The 19,128-nt window shown below is 70.3% G+C and carries 16 protein-coding genes; 11 read left to right on the forward strand and 5 right to left on the reverse strand.

Annotated features, from left to right (window positions below):
- Positions 1 to 477: 477 nt before the first annotated feature.
- The 8 genes from AB0F71_RS31880 (at position 478) to AB0F71_RS31915 (ending at position 8,840) form a co-directional block, all read left to right on the forward strand.
- Positions 478 to 1,053 (forward strand): hypothetical protein, encoded by a 576-nt coding sequence (locus AB0F71_RS31880; RefSeq protein ID WP_360241760.1) that lies wholly within the window; start codon positions 478 to 480, stop codon positions 1,051 to 1,053.
- A 379-nt stretch (positions 1,054 to 1,432) separates the two neighbouring features.
- Positions 1,433 to 1,906 (forward strand): hypothetical protein, encoded by a 474-nt coding sequence (locus tag AB0F71_RS31885; protein ID WP_360241763.1) that lies wholly within the window; start codon positions 1,433 to 1,435, stop codon positions 1,904 to 1,906.
- A gap of 213 nt (positions 1,907 to 2,119) precedes the next feature.
- Positions 2,120 to 3,115, forward strand: coding sequence for a hypothetical protein (locus tag AB0F71_RS31890; RefSeq protein ID WP_360241766.1), 996 nt, complete (start codon positions 2,120 to 2,122; stop codon positions 3,113 to 3,115).
- 199 nt (positions 3,116 to 3,314) lie between these two features.
- Positions 3,315 to 3,938: a hypothetical protein gene (locus tag AB0F71_RS31895; RefSeq protein ID WP_360241769.1), complete on the forward strand. Its 624-nt coding sequence runs from the start codon at positions 3,315 to 3,317 to the stop codon at positions 3,936 to 3,938.
- A gap of 342 nt (positions 3,939 to 4,280) precedes the next feature.
- A complete protein-coding gene (locus AB0F71_RS31900; RefSeq protein ID WP_360241772.1) occupies positions 4,281 to 4,865 on the forward strand; it encodes a hypothetical protein in 585 nt (194 codons plus the stop codon).
- A gap of 345 nt (positions 4,866 to 5,210) precedes the next feature.
- Complete coding sequence (locus tag AB0F71_RS31905) at positions 5,211 to 6,827, forward strand: amidase (RefSeq protein WP_360241775.1); 1,617 nt, start codon at positions 5,211 to 5,213, stop codon at positions 6,825 to 6,827.
- Positions 6,824 to 8,128 (forward strand): MFS transporter, encoded by a 1,305-nt coding sequence (locus tag AB0F71_RS31910; RefSeq protein WP_360241778.1) that lies wholly within the window; start codon positions 6,824 to 6,826, stop codon positions 8,126 to 8,128. Before AB0F71_RS31905 ends, AB0F71_RS31910 begins: the two co-directional genes overlap by 4 nt.
- A 10-nt stretch (positions 8,129 to 8,138) precedes the next feature.
- Entirely contained in the window at positions 8,139 to 8,840 is a 702-nt protein-coding gene (locus AB0F71_RS31915) for a FadR/GntR family transcriptional regulator (protein WP_360241781.1), read from the forward strand.
- 696 nt (positions 8,841 to 9,536) lie between these two features.
- Here AB0F71_RS31915 and AB0F71_RS31920 read toward each other — a convergent pair.
- From AB0F71_RS31920 to AB0F71_RS31930, 3 genes are all read right to left on the reverse strand, one after another.
- On the reverse strand, positions 9,537 to 10,490 hold the full coding sequence (locus AB0F71_RS31920; RefSeq protein ID WP_360241784.1) for an IS481 family transposase: 954 nt from the start codon (positions 10,488 to 10,490) through the stop codon (positions 9,537 to 9,539).
- A gap of 162 nt (positions 10,491 to 10,652) precedes the next feature.
- Positions 10,653 to 10,907: a hypothetical protein gene (locus AB0F71_RS31925; protein WP_360241786.1), complete on the reverse strand. Its 255-nt coding sequence runs from the start codon at positions 10,905 to 10,907 to the stop codon at positions 10,653 to 10,655.
- A 200-nt stretch (positions 10,908 to 11,107) separates the two neighbouring features.
- Entirely contained in the window at positions 11,108 to 11,797 is a 690-nt protein-coding gene (locus AB0F71_RS31930) for a hypothetical protein (RefSeq protein WP_360241789.1), read from the reverse strand.
- Between the two features lie 120 nt (positions 11,798 to 11,917).
- On the opposite strand from AB0F71_RS31930, the gene AB0F71_RS31935 reads away from it, so the two are divergent.
- From AB0F71_RS31935 to AB0F71_RS31945, 3 genes are read left to right on the forward strand one after another with little or no spacing between them, the layout of a single operon-like run.
- Positions 11,918 to 13,327: a ParB/RepB/Spo0J family partition protein gene (locus AB0F71_RS31935; RefSeq protein ID WP_360241792.1), complete on the forward strand. Its 1,410-nt coding sequence runs from the start codon at positions 11,918 to 11,920 to the stop codon at positions 13,325 to 13,327.
- Positions 13,327 to 15,159 (forward strand): DEAD/DEAH box helicase, encoded by a 1,833-nt coding sequence (locus AB0F71_RS31940; protein WP_360241795.1) that lies wholly within the window; start codon positions 13,327 to 13,329, stop codon positions 15,157 to 15,159. The genes AB0F71_RS31935 and AB0F71_RS31940 overlap by 1 nt, the downstream gene beginning before the upstream one ends.
- Before the next feature lie 19 nt (positions 15,160 to 15,178).
- Positions 15,179 to 16,000, forward strand: coding sequence for a DUF3883 domain-containing protein (locus tag AB0F71_RS31945; protein WP_360241798.1), 822 nt, complete (start codon positions 15,179 to 15,181; stop codon positions 15,998 to 16,000).
- 65 nt (positions 16,001 to 16,065) lie between these two features.
- Here AB0F71_RS31945 and AB0F71_RS31950 read toward each other — a convergent pair whose 3' ends face one another.
- A complete protein-coding gene (locus AB0F71_RS31950; RefSeq protein ID WP_360241801.1) occupies positions 16,066 to 18,069 on the reverse strand; it encodes a DUF262 domain-containing protein in 2,004 nt (667 codons plus the stop codon).
- Between the two features lie 587 nt (positions 18,070 to 18,656).
- Positions 18,657 to 19,128 (reverse strand): IS5 family transposase (locus AB0F71_RS31955; protein ID WP_360241804.1); only part of this gene is annotated, 472 nt, incomplete at its 5' end.

Here is a 19,128-nt window from a genome sequence, read left to right on the forward strand (position 1 = left end):
CGCCACCCGACGCTGTCAAGATCCGAAGTCACGGAGAGCCACTGCCTGTCGGACGGGAAACGATCACGCGCGTCTCGGAAAGCGATCTACGAACCGCTCGGTTCGAGCCATGTCAGCCCTACCCGTCAACACCCCTTGAGGGCGGCCCCGTACAGGAGCATCTGGTTGACGGCGAGCCAGTCCTGGGCGGCGATGAACTCTTTCATGCCGGCGGCCAGGTGGGCGTTCAAGGACCTCGGTCAAGATCGTTTGAGAATCGGTCAAGAACATCTGACACGGGACACGGTGCACGGTAGTTTGAGAGCCCCGGTCAGATCACGATGAGTTACAGCCTGCGGCAAATGATCTTGGCCGGCAGAAACGTTCGGCAGACCTCCGACCAGTGCTGTGACCGAGAAGGTTCACCAAGGTCGCGCCGGCAACCCCGGCCTGGCCGGGCGGTCCGGGGTGTCGGATGGCGTGGCTACGATGCCGAGCATGGGCTACACCACGACATTCACCGGTCGGATCGCCGTCGAGCCGCCGCTCAACGAGCAGGAGATCGCCTACCTGCGGAAGTTCGCCGACACCCGGCGCATGGACCGTGACAACGGCCCCTACTACGTCGACGGCACCGGCTTCGCGGGACAGGGCCACGACGCGGACATCCGCGACTACAACACGCCCCCGACGGGCCAGCCGGGCCTGTGGTGCAAGTGGGAGCCCACGGAGGACGGGGCCGCGATCGCGTGGAACGGGCAGGAGAAGTTCTACGACTCGCCCGAGTGGATGGCCTACCTGGTCGACCACTTCCTGAAGCCCGCCGCCCACGCCCAAGGCAAGCCCGGGTTCGAGAACTTCACGTTCGACCACGTGCTCGACGGCGTGATCGACGCACAGGGCGAGGAGTCCTGGGACACCTGGCAGCTGACGGTTCGTGACAACGAGGACTCCGCGACCGGGCCCGTGGAGCCCGAGACCACGTGGCTCTGCGGGGGCTGCCTCAAAGAGATCGCCGACGAGGACACCGTCTGCTGCCCGGAAGCGGAGCCGGAGGCGGCGTACGTCGTGTAGGCCGCCAGCGCCCACAGCGGCGGAGCCGGCCGATGGAACCGGCGGGCCGCTGCGGGCGCGGGTTCGGCTCCTACATCCGTCAATGCCCAGACGGACCTGTCTCCCCTATCCCGCACTGGCCAGACGCTTCCCTCCTCGCTGACTGCCCACCATCACCATCGGCAACCAAGGCGGCCGCGAACTCGCAAACTAACGCGCACCGCCAGGCCGCAGACCTACGGTTCTTCAATGATCACTCGCACACTGTGGTGCTCCGTCACATGTGCTGTGACATCGGATCTTGACCTGTCCCGTGACAAATGATCTTGCCCGTTTGCCAGATGATCTTGGCGGACAGCAGGTTTCCGCCACTTGATCTTGATCGGTGGTGGGGGTCCCGGTGGCAGTTGCCTCGCTCGTGTACGACTGCCCGGCGCTGTCGGCGTTCGAGCTGGACTCCGTTGATGCCGGCGAGCGCTGCCGGTTGCCGCCCGGGCAGGCCTGGAACCGGCGGTTCGAGTCTGGCGATCCGGTGCGGGAGTTCCGGTGGGCCAAGGGCGGGCAGGGCTTCGCGGGCTGGTACTTCTCGGCGACGGTCGGCGACCACGTGGGCTACGAGTCGTGGCTGGAGCGGGACCGGCCGATCCTGCTGGACCGCGATCCGAACGTCTTGGGTATCGCCTCGCAGCCGTGGCGCGGCGTCGATCTTCTGTTCGCGACAACCGACCTCTACAACCGGGGCATCCCACTGCGGCTCGCCGCTGAGCGCTATAGGTTCCGCCCCAAAGACCTCCGCAAGCCCTGCAGCAAGAGGAACCCCGCCAGCTCTCCCGCAACGTCCCTCGCTGGGACACCACGCACCGCGAACTCATAAGGTCCATAGCCGCCGATGGTCTGACCACGACAGAGATCTGGGCCCGGATGATGGTCGAGCACGACACCCCGCTCACCTACAGCGGCCTCAACACCTTCCTCACCCAGGAGCGGTCCGCCGCCACCCAGGAGTAGCCAGAAGCGGTCCGCCTCTTGATCACCAGTCGTTAGACTCCGGGGTTCGGATGCTGCCGGTGGACGGGAAGGCCAAGTCATGGACGCCGACCCTTGGGCCGGCTGGCCAGAACAGTGGGCCGACACGGACTGCGACGTGCGGACCGCCGTGGGCGCGATCCCGCCGGAGGTCAAGGACGGGTTCAGGTATGACGAGGTCCCCTGGCGGCGATTCCAGCACTTCTACGGCCCGGGCGAGGAGATCCCCGGCCTGCTCGCCACGCTCGCGTCCGGGGACGCCGAAGCCGCTGACAGGGCCCTGCGGCAGCTCTGGACGAATCTGCACCATCAGGGCGGCACGATCGCGGTAGGAGCACTGGCGGTGCCGTTCCTGCTCCGGATCGCGACGACCGGGCACCCCGGGCTCCGCGCGCAAACGCTTCGCCTGATCGCCGAGATCGGCCGGTGCCAGCACATGGGGGACGGATCACGCGAGGGCCTGCTCCAGGTCGCCGAGGAACCGCTGATGGTCGAGGGCAGCACGATGTGCCCGGTGGACTGGACGATCCAGGCCGCCCGGCAGGCCGTCACGGACGACCTGCCTCTCCTGCTCCCTCTTCTCGACGGCCCCGACCCCGAGGTCCGTTCCATGACTGCCTACGTCCTGGCAGCGGCGACCGACGAGATCCCACGCGTCTCCTCGGCCCTGCGGTCCAGGCTGGCGAACGAAGACGACGCGGTGGTCCGGGTGAGCCTGATCCTGGCAATTGCCCAACTCGCCCGCGAACACCAGGACGACCACGCTCCCAGGTGGGCCCGGGACCTCTGGTCGGACCCGGGACGAGCTCCCGAGATCCGCATCGGCGCCGGCCTGGCCTGGCTGTGCCTGGTCACCGGCCCCGCCCCCGACGAGCTCCGCGCCCTCCTCACCGGCCCCGGCATCCGCCGGTATGACGATCTGCTCCAGTCGGTGCCGTGGCTCACCTGGTGCGACACTCCCGGTTTCGCGCTGCGCAGCTGCATCGACGAAATGCTCACGGCGAAGGTCCCCGCAGCGGCGCCCGACGATCCCTGGGGCAGTGAGCCGACAAGCTGACGCACATAGCGGCTCGTGGTTGAAGGCAACCCGTGGTTCCCTCTCAAAACCGCCCATCGGAGTCGTCAAGATCATCTGTCACGGGACATGACCGTTTGCCATTGAAGGTCGACGACCGATGGTTCGTGCCATCGAAGGTTGAGCGGGACATCGGGAAGCGAATGGTGTGCGCCCTGCGGGGGCCTGGCAGGATCGCCGAATGCACCGCTTCCAATTCCGCGGCTTCCGGACCGCGACCTGGCTCCTGCTCCTCATCTGCGGAGGCGCTTTCGGCTTCGTGAAGGACAACCGGCCTCAGTACGCGAGCGCTGCCGTGGGCGCCCTCTGCGTCGCCTTCGTCCTGTACGTCCTGTCCGAGCTGCGGCAGCCCGAGAACGCCCGGACGGACACCGGCGCGGCCGCCACCGCGAAGCCCACCCCGGTGGTGACACCGGCCGCGACCGCCGGCGGAACGGCGAGCGAGCCGGACGGGCCTACGGAATGTCAGGATCTGGAGCTCTGTGACTTCTGCGGCAGCTGGGAGGCCAGGACCGCATACGGCAGGGGCCTCGACCTGCCCGAGGGCTGGGTGGCCCTGGAGATCGACCGCCGGGGCGCCCAGGTGCTCTACCGCACGTACTGCTCCGAGGACCACATGCGTCTGGATCTCGCAGGCCCGCTTCCCGCTCCGGAGCCCTTCCGGGATGAGCCGTGGGACAGGGGTCCTCGGACCGTCGGTGACCGTCTGGCCGGCCTCGCGCTGCGCGTGGGACTGTGGCTCGTGGGCGGCTTCCTGCTGCTTGGATGCGTGCTGGCGGTGCGGTTTCTGGTCGGACTGCTGTAGCGAACGGTTCGCGGCCAATCGTCGGAACCGCGTCTGCCCATGGCCCCGCATCGCGCCGCCGGGTCCACGGGCAGGCGTGCACGGTCAATCTTCGATGGCACGAACCCGCGGTCGTCAACCTTCAATGGCAGACGGTCAAGACCCGCTGTCACAGGACAGCCACACTCGGTGAGAGCCCCGAACCCGCCCCTGGCGACCACTGCTGAACCGACCCTGGCCCTCACGGATTGAGGAACAGGGTGGACAGCCAGACGGCAACGGCTCAAGGTGGTCCGCATGCCGTCCCTTCGGAGCATCCCCCACGCAGTTCGCCGCCGGACCCCGCTCGCCAAGGCGGAACGCGTGCGCGTGCTCGACAAGTTCAACGCCGCCGTGCGGTGCCCCTACGCGCACGGCGGGCTCGCGTGCTTGCCGCCCCTCCTCGATGCCCTCGCCGAGGACGAGCCCCGGCCCGACGGCACGCGGTGGATCGTGGACGACAACGCGCGGTTGGACATGGCGGCATTGCTGCGCTATTGCTTTCCCCAGCCGGAGGTTCACGTGGTCGCCGCGGAGTACGGGGCCGCAGCTCACAAGCGTGGCTGGCTCCGTCTCGATCGAGCCTTGCCGACTCACGACTACACGAGCCTCGTCGAGACAGCCGAAGGCTGGGCCGAGACCGACCGCACGCTCGACGATGTTCTGCAGGTCTATGGTCGTCCCTCCGCGATCTTTGGCGACCAAGATCTGGGTTCGGCCAAGACCCTTGGGTACGCCTCTGGTGATCGGACCGATCCGCTCGCTGTTTTCCACTTCGGCGAGGCGGGAGACGCCCCATCGGCACGCCTGCTCGCCTTCCGGAGCGGTGACGACATGTTCGGAGCGAGCATGGGCTTCACCCCGTTCGGCGACGCCCTTGCTGACGAGCGCGAGAGGCGCCGACACTGACCCAGCCACTTTCACGCACGCAAAATCGTCCAGATAAAGGGCGATGCGCCGGTCCTTGAGCGGGGAGAGCCGGGCGGCGTCCTCGTGCCGGACGTCGGCGCGGAGCCGTGCCAGGGCGACGTGCGGGTAGCGGGTGTTGACGAGCACCAGGCCGTCGCACGGGCGGGCAGGGCAAGGGTCTTCCATGCCCTGCTGGTGGTTCTGGTAGGGCCGGCCGGCGCGGCCGTGGAGCACGGACCCCCGCGAATCCGATTCAGGTAAGGCTTGCCTTGCCATCTGGCCGAGCCCGCCCCTAGGGTGAAAGTCCTCAGAGGACCTGAGGACCTGAGAACTTAGGGAGTGAGCATGCCAGATCTCCATGCCCTGACGCTGGCCGAACAGGCCGCCGCGATCCGCGCCCGCGCCGTCTCGCCCACCGAACTGGTCGACCACCACCTGCGCCGGATCGAGGAGTTGGACGGCGTACTGGGCGCCTACCGCACGGTCGACGCGCCCGGCGCCCGCCGGGCCGCCCGTACGGCCGAGGCCCGGCTGGCCGGCGGCGCCGGGAGGGGCGGCGGCACCGGCGGGAGGGGCGGCGGCACCGGCGGCGCCGACCTGCCGCCGCTGCTCGGCGTACCACTGTCGGTGAAGGACACCTGGCCGGTCGCCGGGCTGCCGTTCACCGCGGGCTCCGCCGCCTTCGACGACCGGATCGCCCCGCAGGACGCCGCCGTGGTCGGCGCCCTCCGGGCGGCCGGCGGCGTGCTGCTGGGCACCACCACGGCCGCCGAGTTCGGCTGCTCCTCGTACACCGAGACGGCGTACGCCACCGCCCGCACCCCCTACGACCCGGCCCGCGGCGCCGGGGGTTCCAGCGGCGGGGCGGCCGCCTCGGTCGCGGCCGGGCTGGCGGCCGGGGCCCTGGGCAGCGACGGCGGCGGCTCGGTCCGGATACCGGCCGCCGCCTGCGGCGTGGTCGGTCTCAAGCCCAGCCGGGGACGGGTGACCCCCGCCCCCGGGACGGACGCCTTCGGGCTGGCCACCGCCGGTCCGCTGGCCAGGACGGTGCTGGACACGGCACTGCTCCTGGACGCCATGGCAGGCAGCACCCCGGGCGACGGCAGCACCCTGCCCGCCGTCCCCGCCGGGCACTTCCGGGCCTGCGCCGAACGCGAGCCGGGCCCCCTGCGGATCGGGGTCCTGCCCCCGGCGGACGGCTGGCACCCCGAGGCCGCCCTGGCCTGCCGCCGCACCGCCGACCTGCTCGCGGGCCTCGGCCACCGGGTGGAGGAGGCCCCGCCGTTGGACCCCGACGAGTACCTGCCGGACTTCACCGTGCTGTGGAGCGTGCTGGCCGCCGCCGTGCCCGTCCCGCCGGAGCGGGAGGACCGGCTGCTGCCGCTGACCCGCTGGCTGCGCGCCCGGGGCGGCGAGCACGACGCGGTGCGGCTGCACGCGGCGATGGCCTCGCTGGCCGCCACCGCCCGTACGATCTGCCACCGCTACGACCGCTTCGACGCGGTGCTGAGCCCGACGACGAACCGGCCGCCGCTGCCGGTCGGCTCGCTCACCGAACCGACCGAACCGACCGAACCGACCGGACAAGCCGAACCGACCGGACAAGCCGAACCGGCCGGACAAGCCGAACCGGCCGACCCGACCGGACAGGCCGACCCGGAGCGCACCTTCGCCCGGATGCTCGCCGTCACCCCGCGCACCCCGGCGGCGAACCTCACCGGCCGGCCGTCGATCAGCCTGCCGCTGCACTGGACCCCGGACGGGCTGCCGATCGGCGTGATGCTCACCGCCCGGCTCCACCAGGAGGGCCTCCTGCTCTCCCTCGGCGCCCAGCTGGAACGGGCCCTGCCCTGGCACCACCACACCGCACGTCAGGAGGCCGTCCTGGAGCAGGCCCGGCGGGCCGGCGCCCCGAGGCACGACGGGCGGACGGCCACGCGACCCGAGCGGGGCACCCGGTGAAGCGCGGACAGCTGGCCTTCCTGACCGGCACCCACATCGTCAACGACCTCTACCAGGGCGCCGTCCCCGCCCTGCTGCCGTTCCTGATGTCCCAGCGCCACTACAGCTACACCGCCGTCTCCGGCATCGCCCTGGCCGCGAGCGGCCTGTCCAGCGTGGTCCAGCCGCTGTTCGGCCTGCTGGTCGACCGCCGCCACCGCGGCTGGCTCGTCCCGGCCGGCTTCCTCACCGCCGCGGCCGGCATCACCGGCGCGGCCATGGCCGACAGCTACCTGCTCACCTGGCTCTGCGCCGCCCTGGCCGGCATCGGAATCGCCGCCTACCACCCGCCCGCCACCAACCAGGCCCGGGCCGCCGGCGGACAGTCCCAGCGGGCGATGAGCCTGTTCTCCGTCGGCGGCACCCTCGGTGCCTCGCTGGCACCCGCGCTGGTCACCCTGGTGGTCGGCTCGTACGGCCTGGACGGCTGCTGGCTGCTGGCCGTCCCGGCGCTGGTGACGGCCGCACTCTGGGCCGTGCAGGGCCGCCGGCAGCGCCACCGGGGCCACGCCCCGGCGGTCCCGTCGACCGCCCGGGGCGCGGCGGCGGGCGCCCACCGCGACGACTGGCGGGCGTTCGGACGGCTGGTCGCGACCACCGTCGCCTGGTCCGTCCCGTACGTGACGGTCACCTCGATGCTCGCCCTCCACATCCAGCGCGACCTCCACGGCTCGACGGGGCTCGGCGCCGCCGCGCTGACCCTGCTCACCCTGGCCGGCGCGGCCGGCACCCTGCTCGGCGGCTGGCTGGGCGACCGGCACGGGCGGCTCGCCCCGATCCGCACCGGCTACCTGCTGGCCGTCCCCGCCCTGGCCGCCGTGGCCTTCGCCCCCTCCAGCACCGTCGCCGTGGCCGGCGCGGTGGCCTTCGGGCTGGCCATGTTCCTGCCCTTCGCCCCGCAGGTGACCCTCGCCCAGGACTACCTGCCCACCCGCCCCGGCACGGCCAGCGGGCTGACCCTCGGCCTGGCCATGTCCGTGGGCGGCCTGGCCGCACCGGCGCTCGGCGGCCTCGCCGACGCGCACGGCCTGCGGACCGTCCTCGCCCTGGTCCTCGGCGTGCTGGCGCTCGGGCTCGGCTGCGCGCTGCGCCTGCGCGACCGGGTCCTGACGGAGCGGCCGCTCCAGCCGGACGCGCCCGCGAACCGGACGGCGGGCGAACCGGACGGACCGGCCGGTGCGGTCGGTGCGGCCGGTGCGGCCGGTGCGGCCGGACCGGCGGACGAGCCGGTGACCAGGGGCGCAGCATCCGGAGGACGATAGTGTTACCGCCATGACCATTCGCCCGGTACGCCATCGCTCCCTGGTCGAGGAGGCCACGGCCGAGCTGCGCCGACTGATCGGTACGGGCGAGTGGCCGGTGGGCAGCAGACTCCCCGGCGAGGTGGAGCTGAGCCGGCTCCTCGGGGTCGGCCGCACCACTTCGCGCGAGGCCGTCCGGGTGCTGATCGCCGACGGCCAGCTGCGCGCCCGGCAGGGCTCGGGCACGTACGTCGCCGCCGCCGCCCCGGTCTCGGAGTTCGACCGGGAGCTGCGCCGCTCGGAGGTCTTCGACGTGTACGAGGTGCGGGCGGCGCTGGAGGTGGAGGCGGGCCGGCTGGCCGCGCGACGGCGCACCGAGTCGGACGTCGCCGCGCTGCGGGCGGCGCTGGCCGCCCGGGACGCGGCCGCCGGCCCGGCCGAACTCGTCGAGGCGGACCTGGAACTGCACCGCCTGGTCGTCCGGGCCGCGCGCAACCCGGTGCTCGTCCGCCTCTTCGACTCCTTCGTCGACGCGCTGCGCGCAGCGGCCGGCCACGTGGTGACCGACCATCAGCTCCACGACGGCGTCGAGCGGGAGGCCACCGCCGGCGCGCACCGCGCACTGGTCGAGGCGATCGCCGCAGGCGACCCGGACGCCGCCGTCGCGGCGACCCAGGCCAACCTGGAGCGCACCCTCGACCGGCTGCGCGCGGCCGGGGCCGGTCCGTCGTAGCTCCGGCGACCCGGCCTGCAGGGACCGGCCTTGGAGCACCTCCTCTCCCGTTCGCCCTGCCGGCCGGTCGGATCGCCCTGGTGGACTGCTCCGGGGTCCTTCCTGCCCGCCGGGATCGCACCGCTGCTGTCCCGCCCCGAGCGGGCGGTCCTCCTCCTGCCCACTCCCGGTTCCGTCCGCGGTGGGCGCGCAGCGGTGCGGTCCCCGGCCCAGGCAGCCGCATCGCCTCGGCTGCTCCGGTCTGGTGGCGCAGCTGCGAAGCTCTGCCGACTGGACCGGGTTGCGACCGCGGGTCCGGGCGCCCTTCCACAGCGGGCTGCGGGTCACTTCCGTCCTTCGTCAGTGGGGCTGTGGCGGGGAGGCCGTCCGTCAGGCGTCGAGCAGCGCGGTAGTGGGCGGCGGCGTCCAGCAAGGGGCGGGCCCAGAGCGGGAGTTCGAAGGTGGCGCAGCGGGCGGGCCCGGCCGTGGTGTGGGGCGTGGAGGGTGAGGGTGGCTTGCCCGTGGTGGTGGTCGGCGAGGGTGGCGGTGGCGAGGCGATGGAAGGGGCGCGCCGGTGACGAGGGCGGTGGCGAGCGCTGCAGCATGTTGGGGGTGGGCAGGACGGCGGATGCGCTCGACGGCTTCGCCGCGGCAAGGGCGGGAGGCGGGACGCGGTGGCAGACGATGGTCAGGCGGACGCCGGTACGTTGCTAAGACCTAGATGTTCTGTCCCGTGAGGTTGGGGATGCGGCTGGCGGGTGGTTTGCCTGCGAGTGCGGTGTGTCCGCGGTGGTGATTGTAGGTGTGGAGCCAGGCCGGGTAGGCGTCGCGGCGTTCCTGTTCGGTGCGGTAGGCCGTGGCGTAGGCCCATTCGTCGAGCAGGGTGCGGTTGAAGCGTTCGACCTTGCCGTTGGTCTGCGGCCGGTAGGGCCGGGTGCGTTTGTGCGCGATGCCCTCGGCGGCGAGGGCATCGCGCCAGGCGTGTGACTTGTAGCAGGCGCCGTTGTCGGTCATCACCCGCTGGACGGTGATCCCGGCCCGGGCGAAGAACGCGCTCGCCCGGGCCCAGAATGCGGCGGCGGTCTCCTTGCGCTCGTCGGGCAGGATCTCGCTGTAGGCCAGGCGGGAGTGGTCGTCGACGGCGTTGTGCAGGTAGCTGTAACCGGCCCCGGAGCGGGTCCTGCGGCCGGCCTGGCGGCCCAGGGACCTGTGGCCGCCGCCGTCGGGGATGTTGCCGAGCTTCTTGATGTCGACGTGGACCAGCTCGCCCGGTGCGGCGCGTTCGTAGCGCCGCACCGGGCGAGCGGTGGCGCGGTCGAGGTGCGCGAGTCGGGCGAGTCGGTAGCGGACCAGGACCCGGTGCACGGTGGCCGGGTTGAGCCGCAGCAGGTAGGCGATGCGGGCCGGGCCCCAGCGGCGTAGGACGCGGACCTTGATGATCCGCCGTTCGGTGCGGGTCGGGGTCCGGCGGGGGCTGCGGTGCGGGCGGCTGGAGCGGTCGGTCATGCCGGCCTCACCCAGGGCTCGGTAGCGGTCGGCCCAGCGCTTCGCGGTGGTCGGCGAGACCTGGAAGCGCTCGGCGGCCCGCCGCAGTGGCCCGCCGTCCTCGACGACGCAGCGGGCCAGGCGCAGGCGTCCGGTCTCGGTCAGCGATGCGTTACGGTGTGGCATGAGGGCCTTTCTGGGAGCCGGTGCAGATGTCGCAATCCACACCGAGCCAGAAGGCCCTCACTCATTTCAAGACCACCACGCCGTGAACCCCGTCACCAACCTCCGTGGTCAGTACACCTAGAGCCGATAGGCCCCAGGAAGCAGCTGAGAGAGGTTTGAGCATCAACGCTCAGCGTCGAACTGCGGCAGTACGTCGTCGGGCGCCTTCTGGACCGGATGCACTTGATGTTCCTCCGGTAGCCATTCCGCTCCACGGCCGAGCTCAACCGCGACAGCGAACAGCTTGTCCGTGTCAAGGCCGTACGACTCGTCTTCGGCCGGTTCCTCCTGCATCACCGCATCGGTGACGGGAACAGAGACGTAGGACTCCTCTACCGTCGTGCGCCGCAAGCGAACCGAGATCGAGTAGCCCGTCATGTCTCCCCCAAAGTTGATCACTGCCGACTCCCGCAGTCGAAGGCAGGCCTAGCAGCAGAGTGCGCCCGTCCGGGCGGGACCACCGGCAGTCAGTCACCACTCATCGCAGTCTCCGCGTCGACCCTGCGGACCGAATTCGCGACACGTCGACATGCGAGGCACCAGTCCGGGAGGCCCGTCGGCCGCCCCCACAGCTCGGCTCAGTCGGTCAGCGCTGAGCGGATCCCGTCCCGCGCCTCCGCAGGCAGGCGCCGGTAGGCGTTCCAGGTCCGCTCCAGCGCAGTGGAGCCGCGGCGGCCGCGCTCGATCCAGCGGGCCATACGGCGCTGGTCACCGGGGTCGAGTGACTTGATGTCAGCGAGGACCCGGTCAGCCTGGGCAGGAGCGCCGTCGGAGCCGGAACGGCACCGCTTGCACTCGGTGACCAGAAGGATGCCTTCGCTTCCGTCGAGGAGTGCCGTCTCGCGGCGGGTGACGGAGAGCACAGCGGTCTGGTTGGAGTCTTCGGGGTACGGCTCGCCGCCCGAGATACCGCACACCGTGCACATGAAGTCATCCCGCTCCATGACGGCCCGCTTCTCCCTGCTGGAGACCGCCTTCTGCGGCGCCGCGGCACGGCGGGCTGCGGGGTCCCAGACAGGTACCCCGGCCTTGGCGAAGCGCTGGTCCTCCGCCATCAGGGTCGCGTCCTCAGTGTTCGAGAGGATGGACCACCCGTAGTCCCGGAGGTCCCGGATGCGGCGGTCGGCCTGCGAGACGCCCGGGAACGCCTGCCGGATCTGCTCCTTGGTGAATGTGTTGCCCTCACCGATCTCCTGGACGAGCCACAGGGCACCGCGGATCATAGTGCCGGCCTTGAGTTCGCGGTCGTTCCAGGCGGGGAGGGACACCGTGCATGCTCCGTTCTGTAGGGTTTCTGAGCCTCGATTGTGGACCTCCGCCCTACGTGTTGTCAGTCCCTCCTGCCATGATGCACGGCAGGTGAGGTAGGTCTGGCCCTGGAGGTTGTCATGGCTGTCAAGTTCGGTGTACCGCCCGAGGGCGAGAAGATCCGCTCCCTGGTGGAGGAACGCCTCAAGCAGGCGATGGCCGATAGCGGCGGCAAGGTCACCGTGGACTGGCGCGGGGAGCAGAAGCACCTGCACGTGATCTCCATGCCGGTGGACATGCTCTACTTCAATCCGGACACACACCGGATCCGGGCGCAGCGAACCCTGGACAGCGAGCGCAACCGGATCCTGGAGGAAGAGCCCTGGAGTGAGCCTGCCCAGCAGTACCTTCACTACCTGCTGAGCCGTCGGCCCTCGAACCCGGGCCAGACCGACCCCGACTACACCGCTCTGCAGGACGAGCTCGACGACTTCGGGCAGAAGGAGCCCGGGATCATCAGCCCGGACGGGATCCTCGTGGACGGGAACACGCGCTGTGCTGCGCTGAGGGACCTGGGGATCAAGGACATCCGGGTCGGCGTCCTTCCTCCGGACACCTCCCGGCGCGACATCAACAGTGTTGAGCTTGCATTGCAGCTGCGCCGCGACAAGCGCCGCGAGTACTCGTACATCAACCGGCTCATCGCCATCGAGGAGGAGCTGGCAGGCGGTCGGCGCGAGGAGGACGTCGCTCGCGACTTCAACATCAAGACCAGCACTCTCCACCAGGACCGGTGGGTTTACCAGATGATCAACGACGCGATCGACCGGAGCAGCAACGGCAGCGGTGTGTCGTTGCGCCTCGTGGACTTCGAGGACCATCAGGAGAAGCTCCGTGAGCTGCACCGCGATTACACGAAGCTGGCCAAGACCGCCCCGGACGACGCCGAGCAGCTCAAGGAGTCGCGCCTGGCACTGGTGGTGCTGAACTACCCGAAGACGTCTGTGCGCCTGGCGGAGGCGGAGTTCCACCGTCGCTACTTGGACGAGCGGCTGCCCGACGAGCTCAGGCCGGCTGCCCAGGTCTCGGCTGCGGTATCGATCCCCGGCCTGCCCGGTGTCGCCGTCCCGGATGCTACCGCGGCGGTGAAGACCACCCGTGCGCTCACTGACGCGCTGCTCCAGGCCAAGGCTGCTGCCCTGGCCGGCGACAGTCTCGCGCCTACGGAGGTTGCCGAGGCTGACAGCCTTCTCAAGTCGGCGCGCAGGACGTTCGACGTCGCCGTGAAGATGGCTGGGCAGAACGCGCAGCTGCAGAAGCGTCAGGTGGCGGTTCCGGAGCGGCTCACTGACGCCGCTGACCACGTGAACCAGTGCGCGTCCGAGTTCGCCGAAGCCAAGGCGAAGCGCGCCCTCGACGAGGACGCCTTCGACGACGCGCTACTCACCCTCCGTGCGAGCCTGGCGCGTCTGGCGCGGCAGGCGGGCCGGACGTTCAGCGCCCCGGGTGACGGCGTCGCCTGGCTGCTCGACGCCACGCGGGAGGTCTGATGACTGTGCTGGCGGCCGGACCGAGCCTGGAGATCGGCTTCGGCGACAGCGTTACGAAGGCACGCTTGCGGGCAGGGGCCGGGCACGAGGACGACTTGCGCCGCCTCGCACTCCGGTTTCGCAGCGGTGTCCAGCGCTCCTCCGGAACCCTGGAGGTCGAGATCGACGACCTCCTCGTCAATCTCGGGATGCTCGCTACCTGGCCGCAGCCGGACAGCGTGGCCTGGGACCCCAGGCTGGCCACGCTGGCCACGGACTCGGCGGTCGATGCCCAGACCGTGGCTGAGCGGCTCGACCCGACCCTTGACGGCAAGGGCGAGGTGGACCCTGGCCGGCTCGACGCCATGCTGGGTGCGGACTGGACAGGGGACCTCACCGTCTTCCAGCGCCGGGATATCGCGAAGCTGCTCTCGCTGCGGCACGGAGCGAACTTCTCGGTACCTGGCGCGGGCAAGACCCGTGTCGGCCTCGCCGTGTTCCAGGCGCACCGCCGTGCCAAGGGCATCGAGCGGCTCCTCATCGTCGGCCCGAAGTCCTGCTACGAGTCCTGGCGGTACGAGAACCAGGAGTGTCTGCGCAGTCCCTTGGCCATGGACGTCTTCTCTCGGGCCGCTGACCTGGCTGCTGACGCACTCATCGTGAACTATGAACGCCTCGACGGCTCGGTGGACGAGCTGGGGCAGTGGCTCGCCGCCCGGCCGTCCATGCTGCTGCTCGATGAGGCGCACCGGATGAAGCTGGGCGCCTCGGGCACGTACGGCGCAGCCTGTCTAGCGCTCGGTCCGCGGGCCCGGCACCGGCTGATCCTCACCGGTACACCGGCGCCCAACGGTGTCAGGGACCTGGAGAACCTCTTCGGCTTCGTGTGGCCCGGGCACGGTCGGCAGAGGGTGACGCAGGCCGTAGCCGGCGGCGACCTCGCAAGGGCCAGTCAGGTCCTGCGGCCTCTCTTCACTCGGACGACGAAGGACGAGCTCGGGCTCCCCCCGGTAACCACCAATGTGCGGCTGGTTCCCATGCCGCCCCTGCACCAGGAGGTGTACGAGGCTCTCATCGGGCGCTTCTCGGCACGGGCGGCGGGGTCGGAGCGAGACTTTCAGGCGCTCGGCAGAGCCATCGTCTACATGCTCATGGCTGCCACGAGCCCGGCGCTTCTCTCTGTCGGTACGACGCGGTACGAGCCTCTTTCCTACCAGGTGCCGCCGCTGAGTATTCCGGAGGGGACGCCGCTCTTCGAGCTCATGCGGGACTTGCCGAGCTACGAGATGTCGCCGAAGTACCGGGAGGTGCTCGCGATCGTCGCCGAGAACGCAGCCCGGGGCCGAAAGACGCTCGTGTGGTCGACGTTCATCCGCAGCCTGAACACGCTTGAGCGGATCCTCGGCAGGTTTCGCCCCGCGATGGTCCACGGTGGTACGGAGGACCGGGAGGCCGAGATCGAGCGGTTCCGCAACGACCCGGACTGCATGGTGCTGCTGACGAATCCCGCCACCTTGGGAGAGGGCATCAGCCTCCACCACCACTGCCACGACGCCGTGTACATCGACCGGGACTTCGCGGCCGGGCGGTTCCTTCAGAGCCTTGACCGCATCCACCGCCTCGGCCTCGCGCCTGAGGCGGAGACCCGGGTCACCGTGCTGGCCTCCGAAGGGACTATCGACGAGGTCGTTGCCCAGCGGTTGAACGACAAGCTCCAGTTCATGGGGCGGATCCTCGACGATCCTGCGGTCCAGGAGCTCGCCGACCTGGACGAGGAGCCAGCTGTCGGGGGAGGTCTGGACGAACGGGACCTCCAGGCACTGATGGGCCACCTCCGTGCCCGTACCCCCTGATCCGGTCCTGCGGGCGGCCGTGCGGTGGCTGGAGCGGCTCCCGCCCTCCAGCGCTGCACGGTGCCGCGCACTGTTCACCGCCCACGCGGACTTCAGCGATATCACCCCGACCCAGTACGAGGCGGCGTACGCGTGGCTGGGAGACAACAGCCTGCTCGACCGCCTGCGCAGCCCTGTCCCAGCCGAACGCCGGATTTTCGACTGCGCCATCACCCACGGGAGCGCGTCGTGGTTCGCAGATGCGGACATGCTGGTACGGGGCCCGGATGAGCTTCCAGCGGACGCGCTCCGGGCCGCGAGAGCACTCGGCCTGACCGACGATGAGGCGTTTGCGCGGCTCCAGGCGGTGTGGGGGAGGGTGGACACCGCCGAGCGGGAGCGGGTCGGCGCAGCCGGCGAACTGGCGCTCGTTCAGCTCCTGGCCGGCGCTGTGAACGAGCGGGTCGAGCACGTAGCCGCAGTCTCAGACGGCTACGGCTACGACATCGCTGTCCACCGACGCGAGGTCCCGGTTCACCTTGAGGTCAAGTCCACGACCCGCCGCAGCCGCCTTACGGTGTACCTCTCACGGAACGAGTTCGAGGCCATGTGCCGCGATCCGGGATGGCAGCTCGTCGCCGTTCGCCTGACCGTCGGGCTGGAGGCGGTCGCCGTCGCTACCGTTCCTAGGGACTGGATCGCCGGCCAGGTCCCTGCTGACCGCGGCCCCCTCGGCCGCTGGGAGTCGTGTCGACTCGAAGTGCCGGTGGACGTGCCGGAGCCGGGCATCCCGGTTCTCCTGGCCTCGCTCAAGGCGGATGCTCCGGCGCTGCTCGCCGCTGCGACGGCCTGGCCGGGCTGACCTGGCCGGAGTCGCCTTCCGGTGCTGCGCCGTACCGAGCCGTACGCAGCACCGGGCGCTCCGGCTCAGGCGCCTCGCAGACCGGAGTCTGTGAGCAGGAACTCCTCCAGTTCACCAGCCCATTGGAGGCTTTCCAGCTCGGGCCACCCCCCGGCTGGCTGGGCGTCTTCGAAGGAGTCCTTCACGGCTGAACGCCACTGGTCGAGCGTGCCGCGGACCCGGAACGGGCCGATCGGCAGAGTCACGCCGTCTTCGTCAACCTGCAGCGGGGCAGTCTCGGTGCCCACCGTGACATCGCTGGCGAGGCCGATAGCGGCTGCATCGAGGGCGGCATCCAGCTCTGCGGGGTCGATCCGGCCGGCCCAGGCCTGCCCCGCGAGGACCGCCTCAGCCACGAGCGTGGTGCGGCCGCCTGCGGCATACCCGGTGAACACGAGCGATGGGCGCGAAGGAGCGTCGCCCTGCTCGTTGCGCTGCCCGCTCAGGAAGGACGGCCGGAACTGGTTGAGAAGTGCCGTGATCCGGTCGGCCAGAAGCGCCCGCCTCGCGGCCAGGAAGTCGCGGTAGCCGTCGGCTTCGAGGACCGCCGGGTCGTTCGGCACGGCATGTGCGGCCAGGTCGCTCTCCGCAACGTCCTGGATGTACGCGGCCGGGGAGCGGTTCCCGATCATGTTCGCCGCTGTCTGCTCCGAGACGAAGACGATGTTGGCAAGCTCGTTGATCTCGGTGGCGGAGTACTTGTTTCGGTGGCCGCGCAGCTTCGACGCGGGGTGGAGGTTGCTGTACTGCGGTTTGTCGGACCCCTCGGCGGCGGAGATCGACCCGCCGTCCCACCAGTCGCGTGCACCAGCATGCGAGGCAGCCAGGTACGAGAACAGGAGGAACGGACTCTGAATCGTACGCCCGGCCAGGTCCCGGGCGGTCACGGTGAGCCCACCGTCGTCAATGCCCAGGTTGGCGAGCAGCGCCCGGACCGGCTCCTCGGAGTCCAGGGCCTTGACGTCTTGTGTGAGGGTGCTGTCGGTTGCCCCTCCGTAGCGGTTCCGGGCTGTGGCTGCCATGAACCAGTACAGGAGCCCGTTCTCCACCTCGGGCGTGACCTGCGTGCCCGCAGGCTGGCGGCCGTAGAAGACGATCAGCGGGTGCAGGGCGCTGATGGATGGGATGAGTGCGGTGGACGGTACGAGCAGTTTGTCCTGGAGGAGGGGGACGACACGCTCCAGGCCGCGCCGGACCCTCTCCCATCCTTCGGCAACGGACTCCCGGCTGGCGGTGGTCAGCCCCGCCACGGACGAAGTCCGCTTGCCCGAGATCGACAGGCTCAGTGTGATCGCCTTGATGAGGAAGTTGGCGTCGATTGCGCGGTAGCCGCGCTCGGCCCAGCGGGAGGACTCCTCCTCCAGCTGCCCGAGGAACCCGGGGGAACGGGCGGACAGCGTAGCCATCGCGAGATCTGTGGTCTTCAGCGCGCGCCCGCCGCTGTTCACCCGTACGAAGATCTGCGTGACTTCCTCGTACGTGAAGTCGTGAAGGACCTCCATGTGGAAGTCGCGCTGAGTGATCATCTCCAGGCTCTTCAGACGGCGGCCGATCTCCGTGTCGTCGATCAGCAGGCCGGCCGCACGCAGGGTGCCGTAGATGGCGAAGGTGTCAGCGCCGGGGCGTACGACGTCATAGACCTTCACCCACTTCCGGTTGCGGCGCGTTGCCGCGCTCTGGTTCTGGAAGGCCTCGGTCTCGATGTTGAAGACGATCTGCGCGGCGGGGTCATCGGTGAGTACGCGGTACAGGGAGGTAAGGCGCTGCTGGCCGTCGAGAAGGTAGAGGGGCATCACGTTCGGTACGCCCTGTCCGGTCCCGATCGCCGCAGCGCGCGTCTCGGCTGCTTCCTCGGTCTTCCAGAGCAGCAGGGAGCCTGCGGGGTAGCCGCGGTAGAGGGATTCGACCAGCTTCGCGACTTGCGATGCCTTCCAGACATATCCGCGCTGGATCTCCGGGAGCATGATCTCGCCAGCCGCGATCTGCCCCACGATCGTGCGGATGTCCCGGTTTGTGCGTTCGACTGCCATCTGCTGCTGTCCCCACCCTCTCTGCCGGGCTCTGCCTTCTCGGCTCTGCCCGTCACCTTGGTCGCGTCGCGCGTGCAGGTGCCCCGGCCGGGGGACGGCCGCCGCGTTGCACTCGCGGAGGAAAGCGTATAAGAGCAGGACCAGCCGACTGATGCGGGCTTCGGCAGGTCCGGCGGGCTCCGGAGGCCGTGTGACCACGAGAGGCACGGTACGTCAGAGGGCCGGGGCTGCAGACGTCTTGGTGGTCGGCAGCTGGTAGCCGTCGGCGCCGAGAGCGCAGTGCTCCAGCGAATTCGATTGGCGCATCTGCGCGGGCCAAGTGCGACTTCGTCCGGCTCTGTCGGGTCTACGACGGCGCGAGTGCCGTTCGAATGCCTCCGCTCAGATCCTAGGAACGGTCCGTGCTGGCCGCCGCCCAGGGCGGCCGCGGCTACGGCCGCCCGCCCACCGGGCCGCAAGGAACGGCCGCACCTCCTGGGGGCGGCCTGCGGAGGTGCAGGGCTGCCGAACCGATGGGTTGTGCCCAGGTTTAGAGAAAGGCCGGACATCGACGCCCTCAACGCCCTAGGAGCTGTTCAAGGTTCGGATCATGTGGTTGCGGTCAGGGACTTCAGCCACATGATCGATCCGCGGAGGTGCAGTCCTGCCGTGTAGCTTTCCGGGCTCTTGTCGTACCGGGTGGCCAGGCCGCGCCATGTCTTGACCTTCTGGAAGCACCGTTCGATGTGGTTGCGCCGCTTGTAGCGGTCGGGATCGAAGGTGACCGGCCGGCCGCCCGCGGAGCCCTTGCGTCTGCGGTTGGCCGCCTGGTCCGCCTTCTCCGGGATCACCGCGGTGATCCCGCGTCTGCGCAGGTAGGCACGGTTGGCCTTCGACGAGTAGGCCCTGTCGGCGGCGACGGCGTTCGGCCGGGTGCGCGGCCGGCCGACCGGGCCGCGCACCCGGACCTTCTCCAACACGGCCCGGAACTGGCGGCAGTCCGCCGCCTGGCCAGGGGTCAGCACGAACGCCAGTGGCAGGCCCGAGGCGTCGACGGCCGCATGGATCTTGCTGCTCAGG

This window comes from Kitasatospora sp. NPDC028055 (genome assembly GCF_040637885.1).
Lineage (GTDB): Bacteria > Actinomycetota > Actinomycetes > Streptomycetales > Streptomycetaceae > Kitasatospora.

Bases quoted from the DNA above. Each gene is read 5' to 3' on its own strand.
- AB0F71_RS31890 (WP_360241766.1), top strand. From the start codon at position 2,120: ATGGACGCCGACCCTTGGGCCGGCTGGCCAGAACAGTGGGCCGACACG.
- AB0F71_RS31935 (WP_360241792.1), top strand. From the start codon at position 11,918: ATGGCTGTCAAGTTCGGTGTACCGCCCGAGGGCGAGAAGATCCGCTCC.
- AB0F71_RS31905 (WP_360241775.1), top strand. From the start codon at position 5,211: ATGCCAGATCTCCATGCCCTGACGCTGGCCGAACAGGCCGCCGCGATC.
- AB0F71_RS31925 (WP_360241786.1), bottom strand. From the start codon at position 10,907: ATGACGGGCTACTCGATCTCGGTTCGCTTGCGGCGCACGACGGTAGAG.
- AB0F71_RS31895 (WP_360241769.1), top strand. From the start codon at position 3,315: ATGCACCGCTTCCAATTCCGCGGCTTCCGGACCGCGACCTGGCTCCTG.
- AB0F71_RS31880 (WP_360241760.1), top strand. From the start codon at position 478: ATGGGCTACACCACGACATTCACCGGTCGGATCGCCGTCGAGCCGCCG.
- AB0F71_RS31920 (WP_360241784.1), bottom strand. From the start codon at position 10,490: ATGCCACACCGTAACGCATCGCTGACCGAGACCGGACGCCTGCGCCTG.
- AB0F71_RS31940 (WP_360241795.1), top strand. From the start codon at position 13,327: ATGACTGTGCTGGCGGCCGGACCGAGCCTGGAGATCGGCTTCGGCGAC.
- AB0F71_RS31950 (WP_360241801.1), bottom strand. From the start codon at position 18,069: ATGGCAGTCGAACGCACAAACCGGGACATCCGCACGATCGTGGGGCAG.
- AB0F71_RS31915 (WP_360241781.1), top strand. From the start codon at position 8,139: ATGACCATTCGCCCGGTACGCCATCGCTCCCTGGTCGAGGAGGCCACG.